The organism is Brachybacterium sp. NPDC056505 (genome assembly GCF_042794925.1).
Classification (GTDB): domain Bacteria; phylum Actinomycetota; class Actinomycetes; order Actinomycetales; family Dermabacteraceae; genus Brachybacterium; species Brachybacterium kimchii.
The window spans coordinates 1-13,526 of record NZ_JBHTSV010000061.1 but is presented as its reverse complement, the minus strand read 5'-3'; the positions used below and the strand labels follow the sequence as shown (position 1 = coordinate 13,526).

The following is a 13,526-nucleotide window of genomic DNA, read 5'->3' as shown; positions in this document are numbered from 1 at the left end:
GGCGGATCCGCCCCTGCCCCTGCCCCTCCTCGGCCGCGTGCAGAATCCTCCGGAGACTGCGCGGGGTGAGGATGCGATCAGCTCTGACGGAGGGCGAGCCACTGCGCGAAGGTCATCTCACCGCGCCGAGTTCCCGGCGTCGGGAGCAGCGACCCGTCGCGCATCCCGCGACCCCATGCGCCGGGCAGAGGGATCTGGAGGACGGGGCGTCGGCGCCCCTCGGATGCGAGCAGCCGCCGCACCAGGCCCGCCATGTTCTCCTCCCTCGGCCCCGCGAGATCCGGCACGACCCCCTGCGGCGCGCCGGTCGCGATCGCGACGAGCTCGGAGGCGACCTCGCTCGTGGCGATCGGCTGCGAGCGCATCGTGGGCACCACCTGCAAGGGTCTCACCGCGCCATGGCCGATCAGCTGCTTCGCGAAGTCGTGGAACTGGGTCGTGCGGAGCAGCGACCATCCGCCGTCGCGCTCCCGGAGCAGATCCTCCTGGGCCGCCTTGCCCGCGTAGTAGTTCGCGCGCACCTGCGCCGCCCCGATGATCGAGATCGCGACGTGGTGGGGCACGCCCGCGGCGCGCCCGGCGGTCAGCAGGTTGTCGGTCACGGTGGTGAAGAAGTCGACGCTGGCAGAGGTCGAGGTGCTGCTGGTGGCAGAGGCGTCGATGACTGCCGAGGCGCCCTGCAGGGTCTCGACGAGGCCCGCGCCCGTGACGAGGTCGGTGCCCGTGCTGCGGCTCAGGGGCACGGGCTCGCAGCCCGCATCCCGCACCGCTGCGACGACGTGGCGGCCCAGTGCGCCGGTCGCTCCGGCGACGACGATCTTCATCTGACTGCCTCCTTCGTGGCCCCCGTGGACGGGGCTCCTCGGTCATGTCGGCGGGATCGTGCCCGCGGCGTGCTGAGTAGTCTTCGCGTCATACCCCTATGACCGGACACGGAACGGTGATGTGAGGCGGTGCCCCGCCGACGACGGCGGACTGCGGGCGGACGGGACCGTCCGCGGACGGTCGCCGCGGCTCACACCCCGACGTCCTGCTCGGTCCTGTGGTGCGAAGGGAGCACGCCATGACACCGCTCGAGGACGATCAGCACCCAGCCCGGCCGGGACCGCACGGTCACGACCCCGATACCGGGAGCGCCGACGCGCGGGATCCGGATCCCCAGGGTCCGGATGCCGAGGGTCCCGATGCCGAGGCGCTGGGGGAGAGGCGCCACCTCCTGTCCCTTGCGTTCCGGATGCTCGGCACGGTCGCCGAGGCCGAGGACGCCGTGCAGGAGACCTACATCCGCTGGTACCGGCTGCCCGAGGAGGAGCGTGCGGCCATCCGGGTGCCGAGGGCGTGGCTGACGCGCGCCGCCGGTCGGATCTGCCTCAACGTCCTGGGCTCGGCGCGCCGCCGCCACGAGAGCTACGTGGGCCCCTGGCTGCCCGAACCCGTGCCCGCTCTCGCGTTCCCGGCCGGGACGGCGACGGAGGACCCGCTTGACCGGGTGACCCTCGACGACTCGGTGAGCACCGCTCTGCTCGTGGTCCTGGAGTCGATGACGCCCGCCGAACGGGTCGCGTTCGTGCTGCACGACGTGTTCGCCGTCCCCTTCGCCGAGGTCGCGGAGACCGTGGGACGCACCCCCGCCGCGTGCCGTCAGCTGGCCGCCTCGGCCCGGCGAAGGGTCCAGGCGGATCGCGGCCGACGTGCGAGCCGCAGCGAGCACGACGACATCGTGCGAGCCTTCGCCGCCGCCGCGCGCAGCGGCGATCTCGCCGGGCTGGTGGCCGTGCTCGACCCCGACGTCGTGCTGCGCTCCGACGGCGGCGGCCAGGTGACGGCTGCGCGCAGGCCCGTCCTCGGACCTGATCGGGTCGCACGGTTCCTGTTCGGAGCGCTCACCAAGAACCCGGGGGCGACAGTCCTCGAGCAGGACACGCCCGACGGCCTCGGGTTCGCGCTCTGGGGCGAGGCGCGGATCTTCGGCGTGGTCACGCTCGAGGTCGTCGACGGGGCCGTGAGCGAGGTCCGGCTGATGATGAATCCCGAAAAGCTCACGCTCTGGAACTGAGCGCCCTGCGCGCGTCGCCGATCAGAACGCCGCCGCGCCCTGCCCGACGTCGGCGCGGACGCAGGGTGGAGGCTGAGCGGGCCAGTTGTCGGCCCGTGCTCACCGCTGCAGCGACGAGAGGATGATCCGGTCCAGATCGGTCGCCTGCAGCCCGTAGTCCCTGGTCAGCGTGCCCGGGTGGATCACGGCGCGGCGACGCCACAGGTAGAGCTGGTGCGTGAGCTCGCGGAACGTGGGGGAGAAGAGGCCGATCGCGCGCAGCAGCGGCGAGGGGATGCCCGTGGCCCCGTGCGGGCGCTCGCCGACCAGCGCCGCCGTGCGCTCGGCCAGCTCGCGCTGGCTCAGCGGTTCCGGCGAGGGGGCCATCAGGATCGCGTCGCCGTGCGGTGCGAGCTCGTCGGCGTGCTGGGCGGCGAAGGTCATCGCGGCCGTCATGTCCGGGATGGACGTGAGGGTGCGCGGCACGGACGGGTCCCCGAGCACCCACGCGCGCTTGCCTGCGGCCGCGGGCTGGAGCACGAGCTGCAGGAAGACCGAGGTCTCGGGCACTGCCGTCGGCCCGAGGAGGTCGGCCGCGACCACGGAGAGCGTCGTGGCCGGGTGTGCGGCCCGGGTGCGCAGCAGCTCCGCGCGGACCTCGCCGAGCGGCGAGGCGGGCGTGAGGGGTGCGCCTTCGTGGAGATCCGCTGCCCCCTCGCCGAAGGCGTAGACGGACTCCGGGAAGACGATGGGGATGTCCGCGTCGGCCGCCGCGTCCATGACCGCGCGCTCGCGCTGGGGCAGGTCCCGGCGCCATGCGGAGGCGTCGTAGCTCGAGTGGATGCAGTGGAGGATCGCATCGGCGGTGGCGCCGTCCGCATCCGTCAGGGCGGAGCGGAGCGTGGCCGGATCTCCGGCGTCGCCGCGCACCAGGCGGGCGCCGGGCTCCACGTCGGCGCCACGCCGCAGCACCGTCACGTCGTGGCCGGCGGCGAGGAGGTCGCGGGCCAGCTGGGTGCCGATCTGGCCGGCTCCGGTGATGAGGTATCGCATGAGGGGACTCTTTCTGTGAGCACTGCTCGCCTTCTGACGAGGACGACGCTAGCCCGGCGCGCGCGAAAAAACAAGAGCAGTGCTCACAGAATTGCCTCAACGGGCGTGCGGTGCGAGACTGACCGGCATGGAGAAGCCGACGAGTGCGACGAGCGCGAAGAGCGCGCGGCCGCGCCGCAGCCACGCCCAGGCGCGCGCCGAGATGCGCGAGGGCATCCTCCGCGTGGGCGGGGAGCTGCTGGAGAAGGACGGGCCCGCCGGGCTCTCCGTCAGGGAGATCGCGCGTGGGCTCGATGTCGCCTCGTCGGCCATCTACCGCCACGTGTCCAGTCGCGACGATCTGCTCACGCTCCTGCTGGAGGACGCCTTCACGGACCTCGCGGACCGTGTGGACGCGGCTCTCCGGGATGCCTCGACGGAGGGGGGTGCCGGGAAGGCAGCTCTCGCGGCGCTCGCCGGGGCGATGCGAGGGTGGGCCCTCGAGCAGCCCCAGCGGTGGGCGCTCGTCTACGGATCGCCCGTGCCCGGGTACGCGGCGCCCGCGGAGCGGACCACGGGGCCGGGCACGCGCGTGATGGCGAGGTTCATGGAGATCCTGGCGGCAGGCGAGAGCGCTTCCGGCCCGTCGGCGCAGGAGGGGGCACACTCAGGCGGCCCGGGCTCCGTCCTGGCGAGCGCACCAGGAGAGGCCTACTCCGAGGTGCTCGCGGCGGGAGCGGGTGAGCTCGGGGTGGACGCGTCGCCCGCGCTCGCCGCGGCGAGCGTCCTGGCATGGACGGGGCTGGTCGGGCTGATCTCCGCGCAGCTCTTCGGGCAGCTCGGGGCGGACTTCGCGCCGTACGGCGACGAGATGCTCGCGCAGTGGGTCGACGCCACCGCAGGGGAGTTCGGATTGCGCTGATCCCCGTCGTGACAGGGCCGTTCGCTACTCTCGCACCGTGACTGTCCAGCCCCATCTCGTCCGACGCGGCTCCGGCACGCCCGTGCTGTTCGTCCACGGCAACGGCCCCGACCATCGGCTCCTGCTCGACCTCGACGACGTCTTCGCCGCCGACGGAGCCTGGGAGCGCTTCTATCCCGACCTCCCGGGGTTCGGCGGCACCCCGCCGCTCGCCGGCCGCGGAGGGCTGCCGGACCTCGCCGATCGGCTCGACGAGATCGTCGGGGACCTGCTCGGCCAACGGCCGTTCGCGGTCGTCGGGAACTCCCTGGGCGGGCTCCTCGCCCGTGACCTCGTCGCGCGCCGCAGCGGCCAGTGCGTCGGCATGGCGCTGCTCGCTCCCGTCGTCGATCCCGTGCGCGAGCACCGCACGCTGCCCGCGCGGACCGTCCTCGCGGAGGAGCCGGGCCTGCTCGCCTCGCTCGATCCGGCCGACGCTGAGACCTACGCCGAGATGGCCGTCGTCCTCAGCAGGGAGAACTGGGAGCGCTTCCGCGAGACGGCGCTCCCCGGCATCCGCGGCGCCGACGTCGACGCGATGCGCCGCCTGGGGGAGCTCTACGAGCTGCCCTCCCTGCCCGACGCGGAGCTCGAGGCGGATCCCGCGATCCGCGACCTGCCCGTCCTCGTCGTCGCAGGCAGGCAGGACGACGTGGTCGGCTTCGAGGACCAGGACGCCCTCGCGCGCCGCTTCCCCCGCGCGACCTTCGCCGCGCTCGACGGCGCAGGACACAACGTCCATCTCGACCAGCCCGAGGTGGTGCGCACGCTCCTGCGCGCGTGGCTCACGGCGGTCCGGCGCGGTGCCGAGGAGCGCAGCGGCGCGGAGGCACGGCGCGCGTCGGCTCCGGGCCATGTCGAGCTGCGCGGGCCCCTCGTGTGCGCGGACGCTCGAGAGGCGGATCTGGTCCGCCGGCACCTCGCACAGCACGTCGAGCTCACCCGTGCGGAGCCCGGCTGCCTCGCCTTCCATGTGGAGCCGACCGAGGACCCGCTGGTCTGGACCGTCGCCGAGACCTTCGCCGACCGGGAGTCCTTCGCCGCGCACCAGGCGCGGGTCACGTCGAGTGCGTGGGGCCGGGCGACCGAGGGCATCCGGCGCGACTACAGCGTGAGCGGGGCGAGTGACGACTCACCGCAGCCGCTCGCGGGCGGGTCGAGCACTCCCTAGCGCCGAGGCCCCTGGCCCCGGGCATCGAACAGCCGACGCAGCCAGCCGACGCGCCGGACCTCGGCGCCGGCCGCCTCGATCCGCGCGCGCAGCTCGCGGTCGTTGGTGACCGCGAGGACCACTGCGCCGTCCGCGATCCGACGCTGGACCTCGGCGACGATCTCGTCGTCCCCGGATCCGGGAGCGCGCACCACGCACACCGCGCCGGACTCGGGGATGTCCCGCGCCTTGCCCTCGACGACGAGCGCGACGAGCGGGCGCAGCGTCCCGGCCGGATCGGCGGGGATCTCGAGCCCTTCGAGGCTGTCCCGCAGGCGGACGGCGGCACCGGCGCGATCGCGCCACCACCCGTCGGGCACCGAGCCGACGACGTTCGCCCCGTCGACCACGAGCACGATCTCTTCCGCAGCGTCCGTCATCCCACCACCGTCGCATAGGCGGGACGGTCTTCCCGCGTCATGCGCGCAGCAGACTCCACCCGAGCCCGGATCACCCGCGTGCGAGCAGGCGCTCGAGCGGGATCGAGTCGTCCTGCCAGGGGAGCAGCAGCCAGGCGACGAGGTACGCCGCGAAGCCGACGAACGGCAGCAGGAACGCGATGAGCAGCAGCAGCCGCACCAGCCACACGTTCAGACCGGTCCTCGCGGCGATGCCGCCCGCGATGCCTGCGAGCAGACGGCGGGGGCCGCGACGGAAGCCGAGGGAGCGCACGGAGCCGAAGAGGGTTCTCATGCCCGGAACGGTACGCACCGCGCCTCCGCGGGTCACGGGGGATAGCCCCCGCGTAGACTCCGTGCACCCTCGGGCGAAGGTGCCGAGAGGCGATCGGGGACGATCCGCAGCGCGGGCGGCGCCGACGGCGCACCGTGGAGAGGCGCTCATCATGGGGACACTCACCTATACCGCGACGATGTCGCTCGACGGCTACGCGGCCGACGCCGACGGAGACTTCCAGTGGTCCGCGCCCGGCGACGACGTGTTCGCCGTGCACGTCGAGCGCCTGGCCGAGGTGAGCACCGAGGTCATGGGCCGGCGCACCTTCGAGCTCATGGAGTACTGGGAGGCGGATCCGAAGGCCGGGCCCGACGGCGAGGAGTGGAGCGGGGCCGAGCGTGAGTTCGCGCGTCGCTGGCAGCGCCTCGAACGCATCGTCGCGTCCTCGACGCTCGACGAGAGCCGCGTCGATCCGGCGCGCGCCCGACTGATCCGGCACCTGGACCTGGCCGGTCTGCAGCAGATCGTCGACGAGGCCCCTGGGCAGGTCGAGATCTTCGGGCCCACGGCGGCGGCCGACGCGATCCGCGCCGGCATGGTCACGGACTTCCACCTGTTCGTGGTCCCGATGATCGTGGGCGGAGGCCTGCGGGCGCTGCCCGACGGGGTCCGTCTCGATCTCGAGCGCGTCCATGAGGAGGCGTTCGCCAGCGGTGCGGTGCACCTGCACTATCGCGCCCGCGGCGCGGGTGGCGACCCCGGACGGGTGGTCACGGAGGCGCCGGAGGGCGCCTAGAGACCCCGCCGGACCACGAGGACGTTGTCGGTGACCTCGGCGGTGCTCGCGCCGTCGGGTGCGGTCGCGGTGCGTCGTCGGGGCTCGACGACGAGGCGGTCCCATTCCCCGGTGAGCGCGAAGGCCTCGAGAGTCTGCTGGGGTGCGGGGAACTCCATGTCCTGGTTCCAGGACCAGGGCGCGACCGAGGCGTGGTCGATGACGAGCAGCAGTCCGCCCGGGGTGACCTGTCGGGAAGCCCGGGCGATGATCGCGTCCCGGTCGAACTCCACCGGTGACTGGAAGTAGCAGGCGAAGATCAGATCGAACGATCCGCGGGGGATGTCCTGGGCGAGATCCGCCTGGACGGCGGTCACGCGGTCGGTGAGCTCCTCCGCGCGGGCGGTCTCGTCGATCCGTCGTGCGGCGGTGGCCGAGGCGTCGGCCGCGGTGACGGTCCATCCTCCTCGGGCGAGCCAGAGAGCGTTGCCGCCCTGTCCTGCCCCGAGCTCGAGCGCCGTGCCGGGGTGGCGCGCGAACTCGCCGATCAGGTCGACCAGCATCGGGCTCGGGGATGGGGCGTTCGTGGGAGCACCGCGATCGGCGTAGTGCGCCTCCCAGAATCGCTCGCTCTCGGTGGAGTGGTCCGCGTTCATGCGGACATCATGGGCGAGCAGGGCGAGGCAGGACAAACGGGGTCAGTCACGGGCGGCCTTGCCGTGGTCCGGTGCGGACTACTCCCTCTCCGGCCGACGGCGCGTCGCCTTGGTCTGCGACCGCTGCCTCTTCGTCTCGAGCCGGCGGCGCTGGGAGCCGCGGGTGCGACGGGTCGGCCGACGGGGGACCGGTGGGGCGACCGCCTCGCGCAGCAGCTGGGCGAGGCGCTCCCGGGCGGCGACGCGGTTGCGGCGCTGCGCACGGTGCTCCGCGGCGACGACCGTGAGCACCGTGCCGGCGAGCCGGGGCGCGAGGTGCTCCAGTGCGCGCTCGCGCTGCGCCCCGTCGAGCGCGGAGGTCGTGGCGAGGTCGATGCTCAGCTGCACGCGGGAGTCGGCGGTGTTGACGCCCTGCCCGCCCGGGCCGGAGGCGTGGGAGAAGAGCTCGACGAGCTCGGAGGCGGGCACCACGAGCCCTCGTGGGGCACCGGGCCCCGGCGGCACCTGCAGATCATCCACGGGGCGCGTCCCCGTCGAGTCCCTCGCTCTCCTCCGCGAGTCGCGGCTCGACGCGGCGCTCGGGCCGGACGCCCGCCTTGTCGGCGTAGAACTCCCTGATCACGTCCATGTCCGCGGCGACATCACCTGTGAGATCGAGCGTCGGCCCGAGCCCCGCCGTCATCGTCGTGCGATCCACGAAGCCGAGTGTCACCGGCATCCCCGTGCGCCGCGCGATCCGGTAGAACCCCGACTTCCAGTGCGTGTTCCCGCCACGAGTGCCGTCAGGGGTGATGACCAGGCCGAACACGGAGCCGCCGTGGACCCTCTCGACGACTTCGGCGACCACGCTCCGAGGGTCGGAGCGGTCCACGGGGATCCCGCCGAGCGCTCGCATGAGCGGTCCCCGCCAGGAGCGGAACAGCGTGTGCTTGCCCAGCCAGTGCACCTCGATGCCCAGACGCCAGGCGATCGCGAGCATGAGTACGAAGTCCCAGTTGGAGGTGTGCGGGGCGCCGAGCAGGATCGTCGGGCGCGAGGGCGCCGGCCGGGCCACGAGGCGCCAGCGGCTGATGGCCCAGAAGGCGCGGGCGAGGAGTCGGCGGATCATGCGCACACGGTAGAGGATCCGTCTCCGCGTTCCTGTGCCTCCCGCGACACCGGGGCGCCGGGGGAGTGCGCGCGGGCGGCCGGGCCCCTACTCTGAGCTGCGATGGTCTCCGACGCACGCACGACTCCCGAGGACCGCCTCGCAGAGCGCCTCGGGGCGGCCGGGACAGTGCGCGAGAAGACCCCCGGCGCGGCTCGCGGACTGCGACTGTGGTCGCGCCTGACCTCGATCCCCGTGCTCGCCGTCCTCCTTGTCGCGACGACGATCGGAGCGGCCGGCCCGCTCCAGGGCATCGACGGCAGGCTCGACCGGCACTGGCTCTACCACATGGCGCCGCAGCTGCTGCCCTTCGTCCAGGGCGTGCTGGACCGGATCGCCGGGCAGGCCGTGTGCCTCCCCGTCCTCGCCGCGGTGGCGATCGTGCTCGCGGTGCGCCGACGCTCCTGGCGGCCCCCGCTCGTCGGGCTCGCCGCGGAGCTCGCATTCCTCGTGGGCATTGGCGGCCTCAAACTGCTCATCGCCCGCCCCTCGCCGACCCTCGACGACGCGGACCTGCTGGCCGGAGGCATCCAGGAGTTCGGCGAGAAGGGCATCAGCTTCCCCTCGGGGCACGCCGCGGAGGCGGTGCTCCTCTACGGTGCCGCCGCCTACCTCATCGCCCGCTACTCGCGCGCCACGCCGCGGACGCTGCTCCTCGCGCGCATCGGCGTCGTCCTCGTCTCGCTGAACTCCGTGGTCACCTCGCTGCTGCTGGGCTGGCACTGGGCGAGCGACCTGCTGGGCGGCGTGCTCGCCGGGGCGCTGTGCCTGCGCCTCGTGATCCTCGGGGATCAGCGCTGGGGCCGACGGGACACGATGCGCGACATCGACACCGACACCGACTCCGGCGCCGACGCTGCAGATGCGGCGAAGGGCGTGCAGGAGTAGGTTCCCAGCACGCGCGCTCCACGCCGACACCCTCGCGCGTCGAATCGAGGACACTGCCATGAACGGTCCCGACACGCAGTCCACGAGCACAGAGCAGACGCTCACCGTGGACCTGATCCTCTCCCTCGACGGCTGTGCCGCAGGTGACGGCTGGCCCGGGTGGTGGGGGCTCGAGAGCCCCGAATACCTCGACTGGCTCGCCCAACAGCCCGACTCCCTCGCCCTCATGGGCGCGAACACCTATCGGGTGATGGAGCAGATGTCCCTGCAGGCCCAGCAGATCGATGTCTCCGAGGAGGAGAAGGCGAGCTTCGCCCAGCTCGCCGACGCCGACCAGATCGTCTTCTCCGCGACGCTCACGCCGCCTCTCGCCTGGGCGGGCACGCGACTGATCAGCACCGACGCCGTCGAGGCGGTGCGCGAGCTCAAGCGCACCTCCTCCAAGCCCCTGGTCACCATGGGCAGCATCGACCTGGGCTGCTCCCTGCTGCGCGCCGGCGTGGTGGACCGCTTCCGAGTGGTCCTGTTCCCCGTCATCACCGGACGCACAGGGCTCGAGAGGATCTGGAAGCGGTACCAGGACGTGGCGCTCGAACTCGTCGAGGCCCGTACCTTCGAGGGTGGCCTCCAGCTCCTGGAGTACGTGCCGACTCCGCTCGACGCACCGCCCGGCACCGCCTGGGAGCGCTGAGCCGCCCGGCGCGATCAGCCGGAGGGTTGGCCCCGCGGCCGAGGTCCGCTACGGTTCCCCCACCGAGAGGTGACGCACATCACCCTCGATGATCCGTGGAACCCCGCGACCCGGACCGAGGAGGCGACGATGACGAGGACATCGATCCGAGACTTCCGCAGCGAGGACCTGGGGCGGATCGTCGCCCTCTGGGAGGAGACCGTCCCGCCCCAGGAGGAGCCCGTCTACGGGCTCTCCGAGGTCCTCGCCTCGTGCCAGGCCGACGTCGCGGTGGTCGCAGCCCGCGAGGACGAAGAGCAGCTGATCGGCGCCGCCGTCGGCCGCGCCGCCCACGAGCAGGGCTGGATCGTCTACCTGGGCGTGCGCCCCGGCGATGAGGATCCCGCGCTCGGCGGCCGACTGCTCGACGCCCTCGAGCGGCGCCTGGCCGACCAGGGCATCGGCACCCTGTGCAGTCTCGTGCCCGCGGGCGAGGCCCGCACCCTGCAGGCCTTCACGGACAACGGCTTCGCCCTCCAGCACGAGCTGCGCTACGCCGAGCGCCGCATCCCCGTCCAGGGGCGCGATCTCGCCCTGCTCCGCGAGCTCGGCGGGCGGCTGCTGCCGCGCGACCGCTGGGACGCCGTGGGCGGCATGGTCCGCGAGAAGGACCTGCTCGAGAAGCGCCTGGTGATGCCTCTCTCCGAGCCCGAGGTCGCCGAGCGCTTCGGGGTCGTCCCGCCGCGCGCCGTCGTCCTCTTCGGTCCGCCCGGGACCGGCAAGACCACCTTCGCGAAAGCCGTCGCCTCGCGCCTGCAATGGCCCTTCGTCGAAGTGTTCCCCTCCCGGCTCGGCGGGGATCCGGCGGGCCTCGCCACCGCGCTGCGGGAGACGTTCTCGCGGATCGCCGACCTCGAGAAGGCCGTCGTCTTCATCGACGAGGTCGAGGAGATCGCCTCGCACCGCAAGGGCGACCCGCCCTCGCCCCTGCAGGGCGTCACCAACGAACTGCTGAAGATCATCCCGGACGTGCGAGAGCAGAACGACCGGCTGCTGATCTGCGCGACGAACTTCATCCGCTCCCTGGACTCGGCGCTGCTGCGCCACGGCCGCTTCGACTACGTCCTGCCTATCGGTCTGCCCGATGCGGAGGCCCGCGAGGCGATCTGGCGCGGCTACGTCCCGCGCGAGGTCCTCGCCGACGTCGACATCTCCGCCCTGGTCGAGACGAGCGACGGCCTCACCCCGGCCGACATCGAGCACGCCGTGCGCCGCGCCGCGCAGGGCGCCTTCGAGCGGGCCGTCGACGGGGGAGAGCGAGCCACCTCGGGCCCGTCGACCGAGGACTACCTCCGCGCGCTCGGCTCCATCCGGCCGACGGTCAGCCCCGAGGTCGTCGAGGACTTCCTCGAGGACATCGAATCGCTCGGGCGGATCTGAGGGGTCACCCGGGGGAGGGAGTCGTCGTCCGGGGTCACGGCCCACGGCGGTCCTGGGCCGCGCTCCGGGGACGGCCGCAGGATCGGACATTCCCCCGCGCGGGCGTCGGCGTAGGGTCTGGCGCATATCCGGCCCCGCGAGGAGGGACCGGCGACGTCACGCACGGCCGGCGACCGGCACTCGGCGCCCCTGTCCGCGACGTCCTGCGAAGGAGGCTCGAGGATGAGCAGCACAGCGAAGAGCCGCAGCACGGCGACGGGGCGCGCACTGCCGCCGGTCGTCGACATGGACACCTGGCAGGCCCAGCGCGACGAGCTGCTGGTGCGGGAGAAGGCGCACACCCACGAAGGCGACGCGATCGCTGCGGCGCGTCGGCGCCTCCCGATGGTCGAGGTCGACGGCACCACGCCCGCGGTCGGGGCCGACGGGCCGGTGCCCTTCCTTGACCTCTTCGAGGGCCGCGATCGGCTCGTCGTGTACCAGCACATGTGGCACGACGGCGCCCCGCACCAGGGGCAGTGCGAGGGCTGCACGGTCTGCGCCTGGCACCTGCAGGACGCGACCTACCTGCACCAGAACGGCGTCTCCCTCGCGATCCTCACCGTGGGCGCCTGGGACGAGGTCGCCCCGTTCATCGAGTTCATGGGCTACGGCACCGTGCCCTGGTACTCGGTGCGGGAGGCGCCCGCGCCGATCGGCGGCGACATGGGATACCTCGCGAGCTTCGTGCGCGAGGGCGACCGCGTGTTCCTCACCTATCGGACGACGGGCCGTGGCGTCGAACGGGCGAACCCCACCATGGGGCTGCTCGACATGACCGTCTGGGGACGGCGCGAGGACTGGGAGGACAGCCCCGAGGGCTGGCCCGAGCAGAACCCCGCGTGCTGGAGCTGGCGCAGTGACGAGAACGGCACCCCGACCTGGGGAGAGAACAGTCGCCCCGTGCCGCAGTGGGCCCGCCCCGGCGCCGAGCCGGTCACGACCCTCGGGCGCCGCGGCGGGCACTGAGCACGGGACGTCGTATCAGTCGACCCGCAGCTCGCCCATCGGGCCCCAGTCCTCGACGTCGACCTGCTGGGAGACGATCTGCGGGGTCGCGCTGAGGTACTGCGGGAAGTCGCCCTGCATCTTCTTGAAGTGCGGGGAGTTCACGTGCGGGCCCGCGCCCTCATCGGTGAAGGCCTCGATGAGCACGTAGGTGTTCGGGTCCTTCACGCTGCGGGACCACTCGAACCACTTGTTGCCCTCCTCGGCGAGCGTCGCCTCGGTGAACTCGCTCGAGATCTCGGGCCACTGATCGGCGTACTCGGGCTTCACCGGGAACTTGACGTTGATGAGGATCATGACGGGTCCTTCCGCTCGATCGGGTGCGGCCCGGGCACGGGCCGCTCATATCCCAGCATGATGCCCGATCGGCCGACGGGGAACCGCGCTTCTTGCAGGGCGAGAAGCGCGGTTCCCCGCCGGCAGGCGTCGGCCGGTGCCGTGGGGGTGGAGCTCCGCCGTCTCGTCAGGGCGTGACGGCTCAGCGCGTGACGGTGTTCGAGGTCGCCCCGGTGCGGGTGGACGTCTTGGGGTAGGTGAAGCGGTACTGCCTCTTCGCGCTCGAGGTGACCTTCACGGTCGCCTTCCCCTTCGAGAGCTTGACCTTCTTCACCGTCTTCCAGGTCTTCCCGGACTTCACCTGCAGCGTCGCGCTCGAGGGGTTGTAGGCGCGGTACTCGTCCCAGTCGAGGTTGAGGCTCGTGGCCTTGACCGAGAGGGTGACGGTGCGGCCCTTGCGGCTCGAGCTGAGCGAGGCCTTCGACTTCGCCCGCACGTAGAAGGACTTCTTGGTGTTGTCCGTGTAGTCGGTGTAGGAGCCCCACGACGCCCGCTTGGTGTACCCCGCGGTGACATCGGCCGGACCGACCGTGTACTTGCCCAGCCCGTCGAACCACGGTGAAGCGCCCTGGGTTCCGTTCCGAGTCTCACGAAGGAGAATCGGAGTATGCCCAAGAAGTTCAGCCCAGAGCTCCGTGACCGTGCCGTGCGCAT

17 protein-coding genes are annotated in these 13,526 nt (G+C 72.5%); 8 read left to right on the top strand and 9 right to left on the bottom strand.

The window, feature by feature from the left end:
• Nucleotides 1–77: 77 nt before the first annotated feature.
• Nucleotides 78–824, bottom strand: a complete 747-nt coding sequence (locus tag ACFQ53_RS17480) for an SDR family oxidoreductase (RefSeq protein WP_377862190.1) — start codon at nucleotides 822–824, stop codon at nucleotides 78–80.
• A 239-nt stretch (nucleotides 825–1,063) separates the two neighbouring features.
• On the opposite strand from ACFQ53_RS17480, the gene sigJ reads away from it, so the two are divergent.
• Nucleotides 1,064–2,056, top strand: coding sequence for an RNA polymerase sigma factor SigJ (sigJ, locus tag ACFQ53_RS17475; RefSeq protein WP_377862187.1), 993 nt, complete (start codon nucleotides 1,064–1,066; stop codon nucleotides 2,054–2,056).
• 99 nt (nucleotides 2,057–2,155) lie between these two features.
• Here sigJ and ACFQ53_RS17470 read toward each other — a convergent pair whose 3' ends face one another.
• Nucleotides 2,156–3,088 carry an NAD-dependent epimerase/dehydratase family protein gene (locus ACFQ53_RS17470; RefSeq protein ID WP_377862184.1) on the bottom strand — a complete coding sequence of 311 codons (933 nt, stop codon included), beginning with the start codon at nucleotides 3,086–3,088 and terminating at the stop codon, nucleotides 2,156–2,158.
• 127 nt (nucleotides 3,089–3,215) lie between these two features.
• Here ACFQ53_RS17470 and ACFQ53_RS17465 point away from each other — a divergent pair, with 127 nt between their 5' ends.
• Nucleotides 3,216–3,989: a TetR/AcrR family transcriptional regulator gene (locus ACFQ53_RS17465; RefSeq protein WP_377862181.1), complete on the top strand. Its 774-nt coding sequence runs from the start codon at nucleotides 3,216–3,218 to the stop codon at nucleotides 3,987–3,989.
• Nucleotides 3,990–4,026: 37 nt separating this feature from the next.
• Nucleotides 4,027–5,199 carry an alpha/beta fold hydrolase gene (locus ACFQ53_RS17460; protein ID WP_377862178.1) on the top strand — a complete coding sequence of 391 codons (1,173 nt, stop codon included), beginning with the start codon at nucleotides 4,027–4,029 and terminating at the stop codon, nucleotides 5,197–5,199.
• Here the strand turns inward: ACFQ53_RS17460 and ACFQ53_RS17455 are convergent.
• Together ACFQ53_RS17455 and ACFQ53_RS17450 are read right to left on the bottom strand one after the other, a co-directional pair.
• Nucleotides 5,196–5,618, bottom strand: a complete 423-nt coding sequence (locus ACFQ53_RS17455) for a hypothetical protein (RefSeq protein ID WP_377862175.1) — start codon at nucleotides 5,616–5,618, stop codon at nucleotides 5,196–5,198. The two genes, ACFQ53_RS17460 and ACFQ53_RS17455, sit on opposite strands and share 4 nt — an antisense overlap.
• Before the next feature lie 70 nt (nucleotides 5,619–5,688).
• Nucleotides 5,689–5,931, bottom strand: coding sequence for a PspC domain-containing protein (locus ACFQ53_RS17450; protein WP_377862172.1), 243 nt, complete (start codon nucleotides 5,929–5,931; stop codon nucleotides 5,689–5,691).
• A 151-nt stretch (nucleotides 5,932–6,082) separates the two neighbouring features.
• Between ACFQ53_RS17450 and ACFQ53_RS17445 the strand changes: the two genes are divergently transcribed.
• A complete protein-coding gene (locus ACFQ53_RS17445; RefSeq protein WP_377862169.1) occupies nucleotides 6,083–6,709 on the top strand; it encodes a dihydrofolate reductase family protein in 627 nt (208 codons plus the stop codon).
• Here the strand turns inward: ACFQ53_RS17445 and ACFQ53_RS17440 are convergent.
• The 3 genes from ACFQ53_RS17440 to ACFQ53_RS17430 all read right to left on the bottom strand — a co-directional run bounded on the left by ACFQ53_RS17440 (nucleotide 6,706) and on the right by ACFQ53_RS17430 (nucleotide 8,452).
• Nucleotides 6,706–7,344: a class I SAM-dependent methyltransferase gene (locus ACFQ53_RS17440; RefSeq protein ID WP_377862166.1), complete on the bottom strand. Its 639-nt coding sequence runs from the start codon at nucleotides 7,342–7,344 to the stop codon at nucleotides 6,706–6,708. The two genes, ACFQ53_RS17445 and ACFQ53_RS17440, sit on opposite strands and share 4 nt — an antisense overlap.
• Before the next feature lie 78 nt (nucleotides 7,345–7,422).
• A complete protein-coding gene (gene arfB, locus ACFQ53_RS17435) occupies nucleotides 7,423–7,863 on the bottom strand; it encodes an alternative ribosome rescue aminoacyl-tRNA hydrolase ArfB (protein WP_377862163.1) in 441 nt (146 codons plus the stop codon).
• Nucleotides 7,856–8,452 carry a 1-acyl-sn-glycerol-3-phosphate acyltransferase gene (locus tag ACFQ53_RS17430; protein ID WP_377862159.1) on the bottom strand — a complete coding sequence of 199 codons (597 nt, stop codon included), beginning with the start codon at nucleotides 8,450–8,452 and terminating at the stop codon, nucleotides 7,856–7,858. The genes arfB and ACFQ53_RS17430 overlap by 8 nt, the downstream gene beginning before the upstream one ends.
• Nucleotides 8,453–8,554: 102 nt before the next feature.
• On the opposite strand from ACFQ53_RS17430, the gene ACFQ53_RS17425 reads away from it, so the two are divergent.
• The 4 genes from ACFQ53_RS17425 to ACFQ53_RS17410 all read left to right on the top strand — a co-directional run bounded on the left by ACFQ53_RS17425 (nucleotide 8,555) and on the right by ACFQ53_RS17410 (nucleotide 12,497).
• Nucleotides 8,555–9,379, top strand: coding sequence for a phosphatase PAP2 family protein (locus ACFQ53_RS17425; protein WP_377862156.1), 825 nt, complete (start codon nucleotides 8,555–8,557; stop codon nucleotides 9,377–9,379).
• A gap of 58 nt (nucleotides 9,380–9,437) precedes the next feature.
• Complete coding sequence (locus ACFQ53_RS17420) at nucleotides 9,438–10,070, top strand: dihydrofolate reductase family protein (RefSeq protein ID WP_377862153.1); 633 nt, start codon at nucleotides 9,438–9,440, stop codon at nucleotides 10,068–10,070.
• Between the two features lie 129 nt (nucleotides 10,071–10,199).
• Nucleotides 10,200–11,489: an ATP-binding protein gene (locus tag ACFQ53_RS17415; RefSeq protein WP_377862149.1), complete on the top strand. Its 1,290-nt coding sequence runs from the start codon at nucleotides 10,200–10,202 to the stop codon at nucleotides 11,487–11,489.
• Between the two features lie 222 nt (nucleotides 11,490–11,711).
• Nucleotides 11,712–12,497 carry a DUF899 family protein gene (locus ACFQ53_RS17410; protein WP_377862146.1) on the top strand — a complete coding sequence of 262 codons (786 nt, stop codon included), beginning with the start codon at nucleotides 11,712–11,714 and terminating at the stop codon, nucleotides 12,495–12,497.
• A gap of 15 nt (nucleotides 12,498–12,512) precedes the next feature.
• Here ACFQ53_RS17410 and ACFQ53_RS17405 read toward each other — a convergent pair whose 3' ends face one another.
• Together ACFQ53_RS17405 and ACFQ53_RS17400 are read right to left on the bottom strand one after the other, a co-directional pair.
• Nucleotides 12,513–12,833, bottom strand: a complete 321-nt coding sequence (locus ACFQ53_RS17405; RefSeq protein WP_377862143.1) for a putative quinol monooxygenase — start codon at nucleotides 12,831–12,833, stop codon at nucleotides 12,513–12,515.
• 181 nt (nucleotides 12,834–13,014) lie between these two features.
• On the bottom strand, nucleotides 13,015–13,526 hold a 512-nt coding region (locus ACFQ53_RS17400; protein WP_377862140.1), incomplete at its 5' end, for a hypothetical protein.

Bases quoted from the DNA above. Each gene is read 5' to 3' on its own strand.
- ACFQ53_RS17470 (WP_377862184.1), bottom strand. From the start codon at position 3,088: ATGCGATACCTCATCACCGGAGCCGGCCAGATCGGCACCCAGCTGGCC.
- ACFQ53_RS17410 (WP_377862146.1), top strand. From the start codon at position 11,712: ATGAGCAGCACAGCGAAGAGCCGCAGCACGGCGACGGGGCGCGCACTG.
- ACFQ53_RS17455 (WP_377862175.1), bottom strand. From the start codon at position 5,618: ATGACGGACGCTGCGGAAGAGATCGTGCTCGTGGTCGACGGGGCGAAC.
- ACFQ53_RS17445 (WP_377862169.1), top strand. From the start codon at position 6,083: ATGGGGACACTCACCTATACCGCGACGATGTCGCTCGACGGCTACGCG.
- ACFQ53_RS17465 (WP_377862181.1), top strand. From the start codon at position 3,216: ATGGAGAAGCCGACGAGTGCGACGAGCGCGAAGAGCGCGCGGCCGCGC.
- ACFQ53_RS17420 (WP_377862153.1), top strand. From the start codon at position 9,438: ATGAACGGTCCCGACACGCAGTCCACGAGCACAGAGCAGACGCTCACC.
- ACFQ53_RS17405 (WP_377862143.1), bottom strand. From the start codon at position 12,833: ATGATCCTCATCAACGTCAAGTTCCCGGTGAAGCCCGAGTACGCCGAT.
- ACFQ53_RS17425 (WP_377862156.1), top strand. From the start codon at position 8,555: ATGGTCTCCGACGCACGCACGACTCCCGAGGACCGCCTCGCAGAGCGC.
- ACFQ53_RS17440 (WP_377862166.1), bottom strand. From the start codon at position 7,344: ATGAACGCGGACCACTCCACCGAGAGCGAGCGATTCTGGGAGGCGCAC.
- ACFQ53_RS17480 (WP_377862190.1), bottom strand. From the start codon at position 824: ATGAAGATCGTCGTCGCCGGAGCGACCGGCGCACTGGGCCGCCACGTC.
- ACFQ53_RS17430 (WP_377862159.1), bottom strand. From the start codon at position 8,452: ATGATCCGCCGACTCCTCGCCCGCGCCTTCTGGGCCATCAGCCGCTGG.
- sigJ (WP_377862187.1), top strand. From the start codon at position 1,064: ATGACACCGCTCGAGGACGATCAGCACCCAGCCCGGCCGGGACCGCAC.
- ACFQ53_RS17450 (WP_377862172.1), bottom strand. From the start codon at position 5,931: ATGAGAACCCTCTTCGGCTCCGTGCGCTCCCTCGGCTTCCGTCGCGGC.
- ACFQ53_RS17415 (WP_377862149.1), top strand. From the start codon at position 10,200: ATGACGAGGACATCGATCCGAGACTTCCGCAGCGAGGACCTGGGGCGG.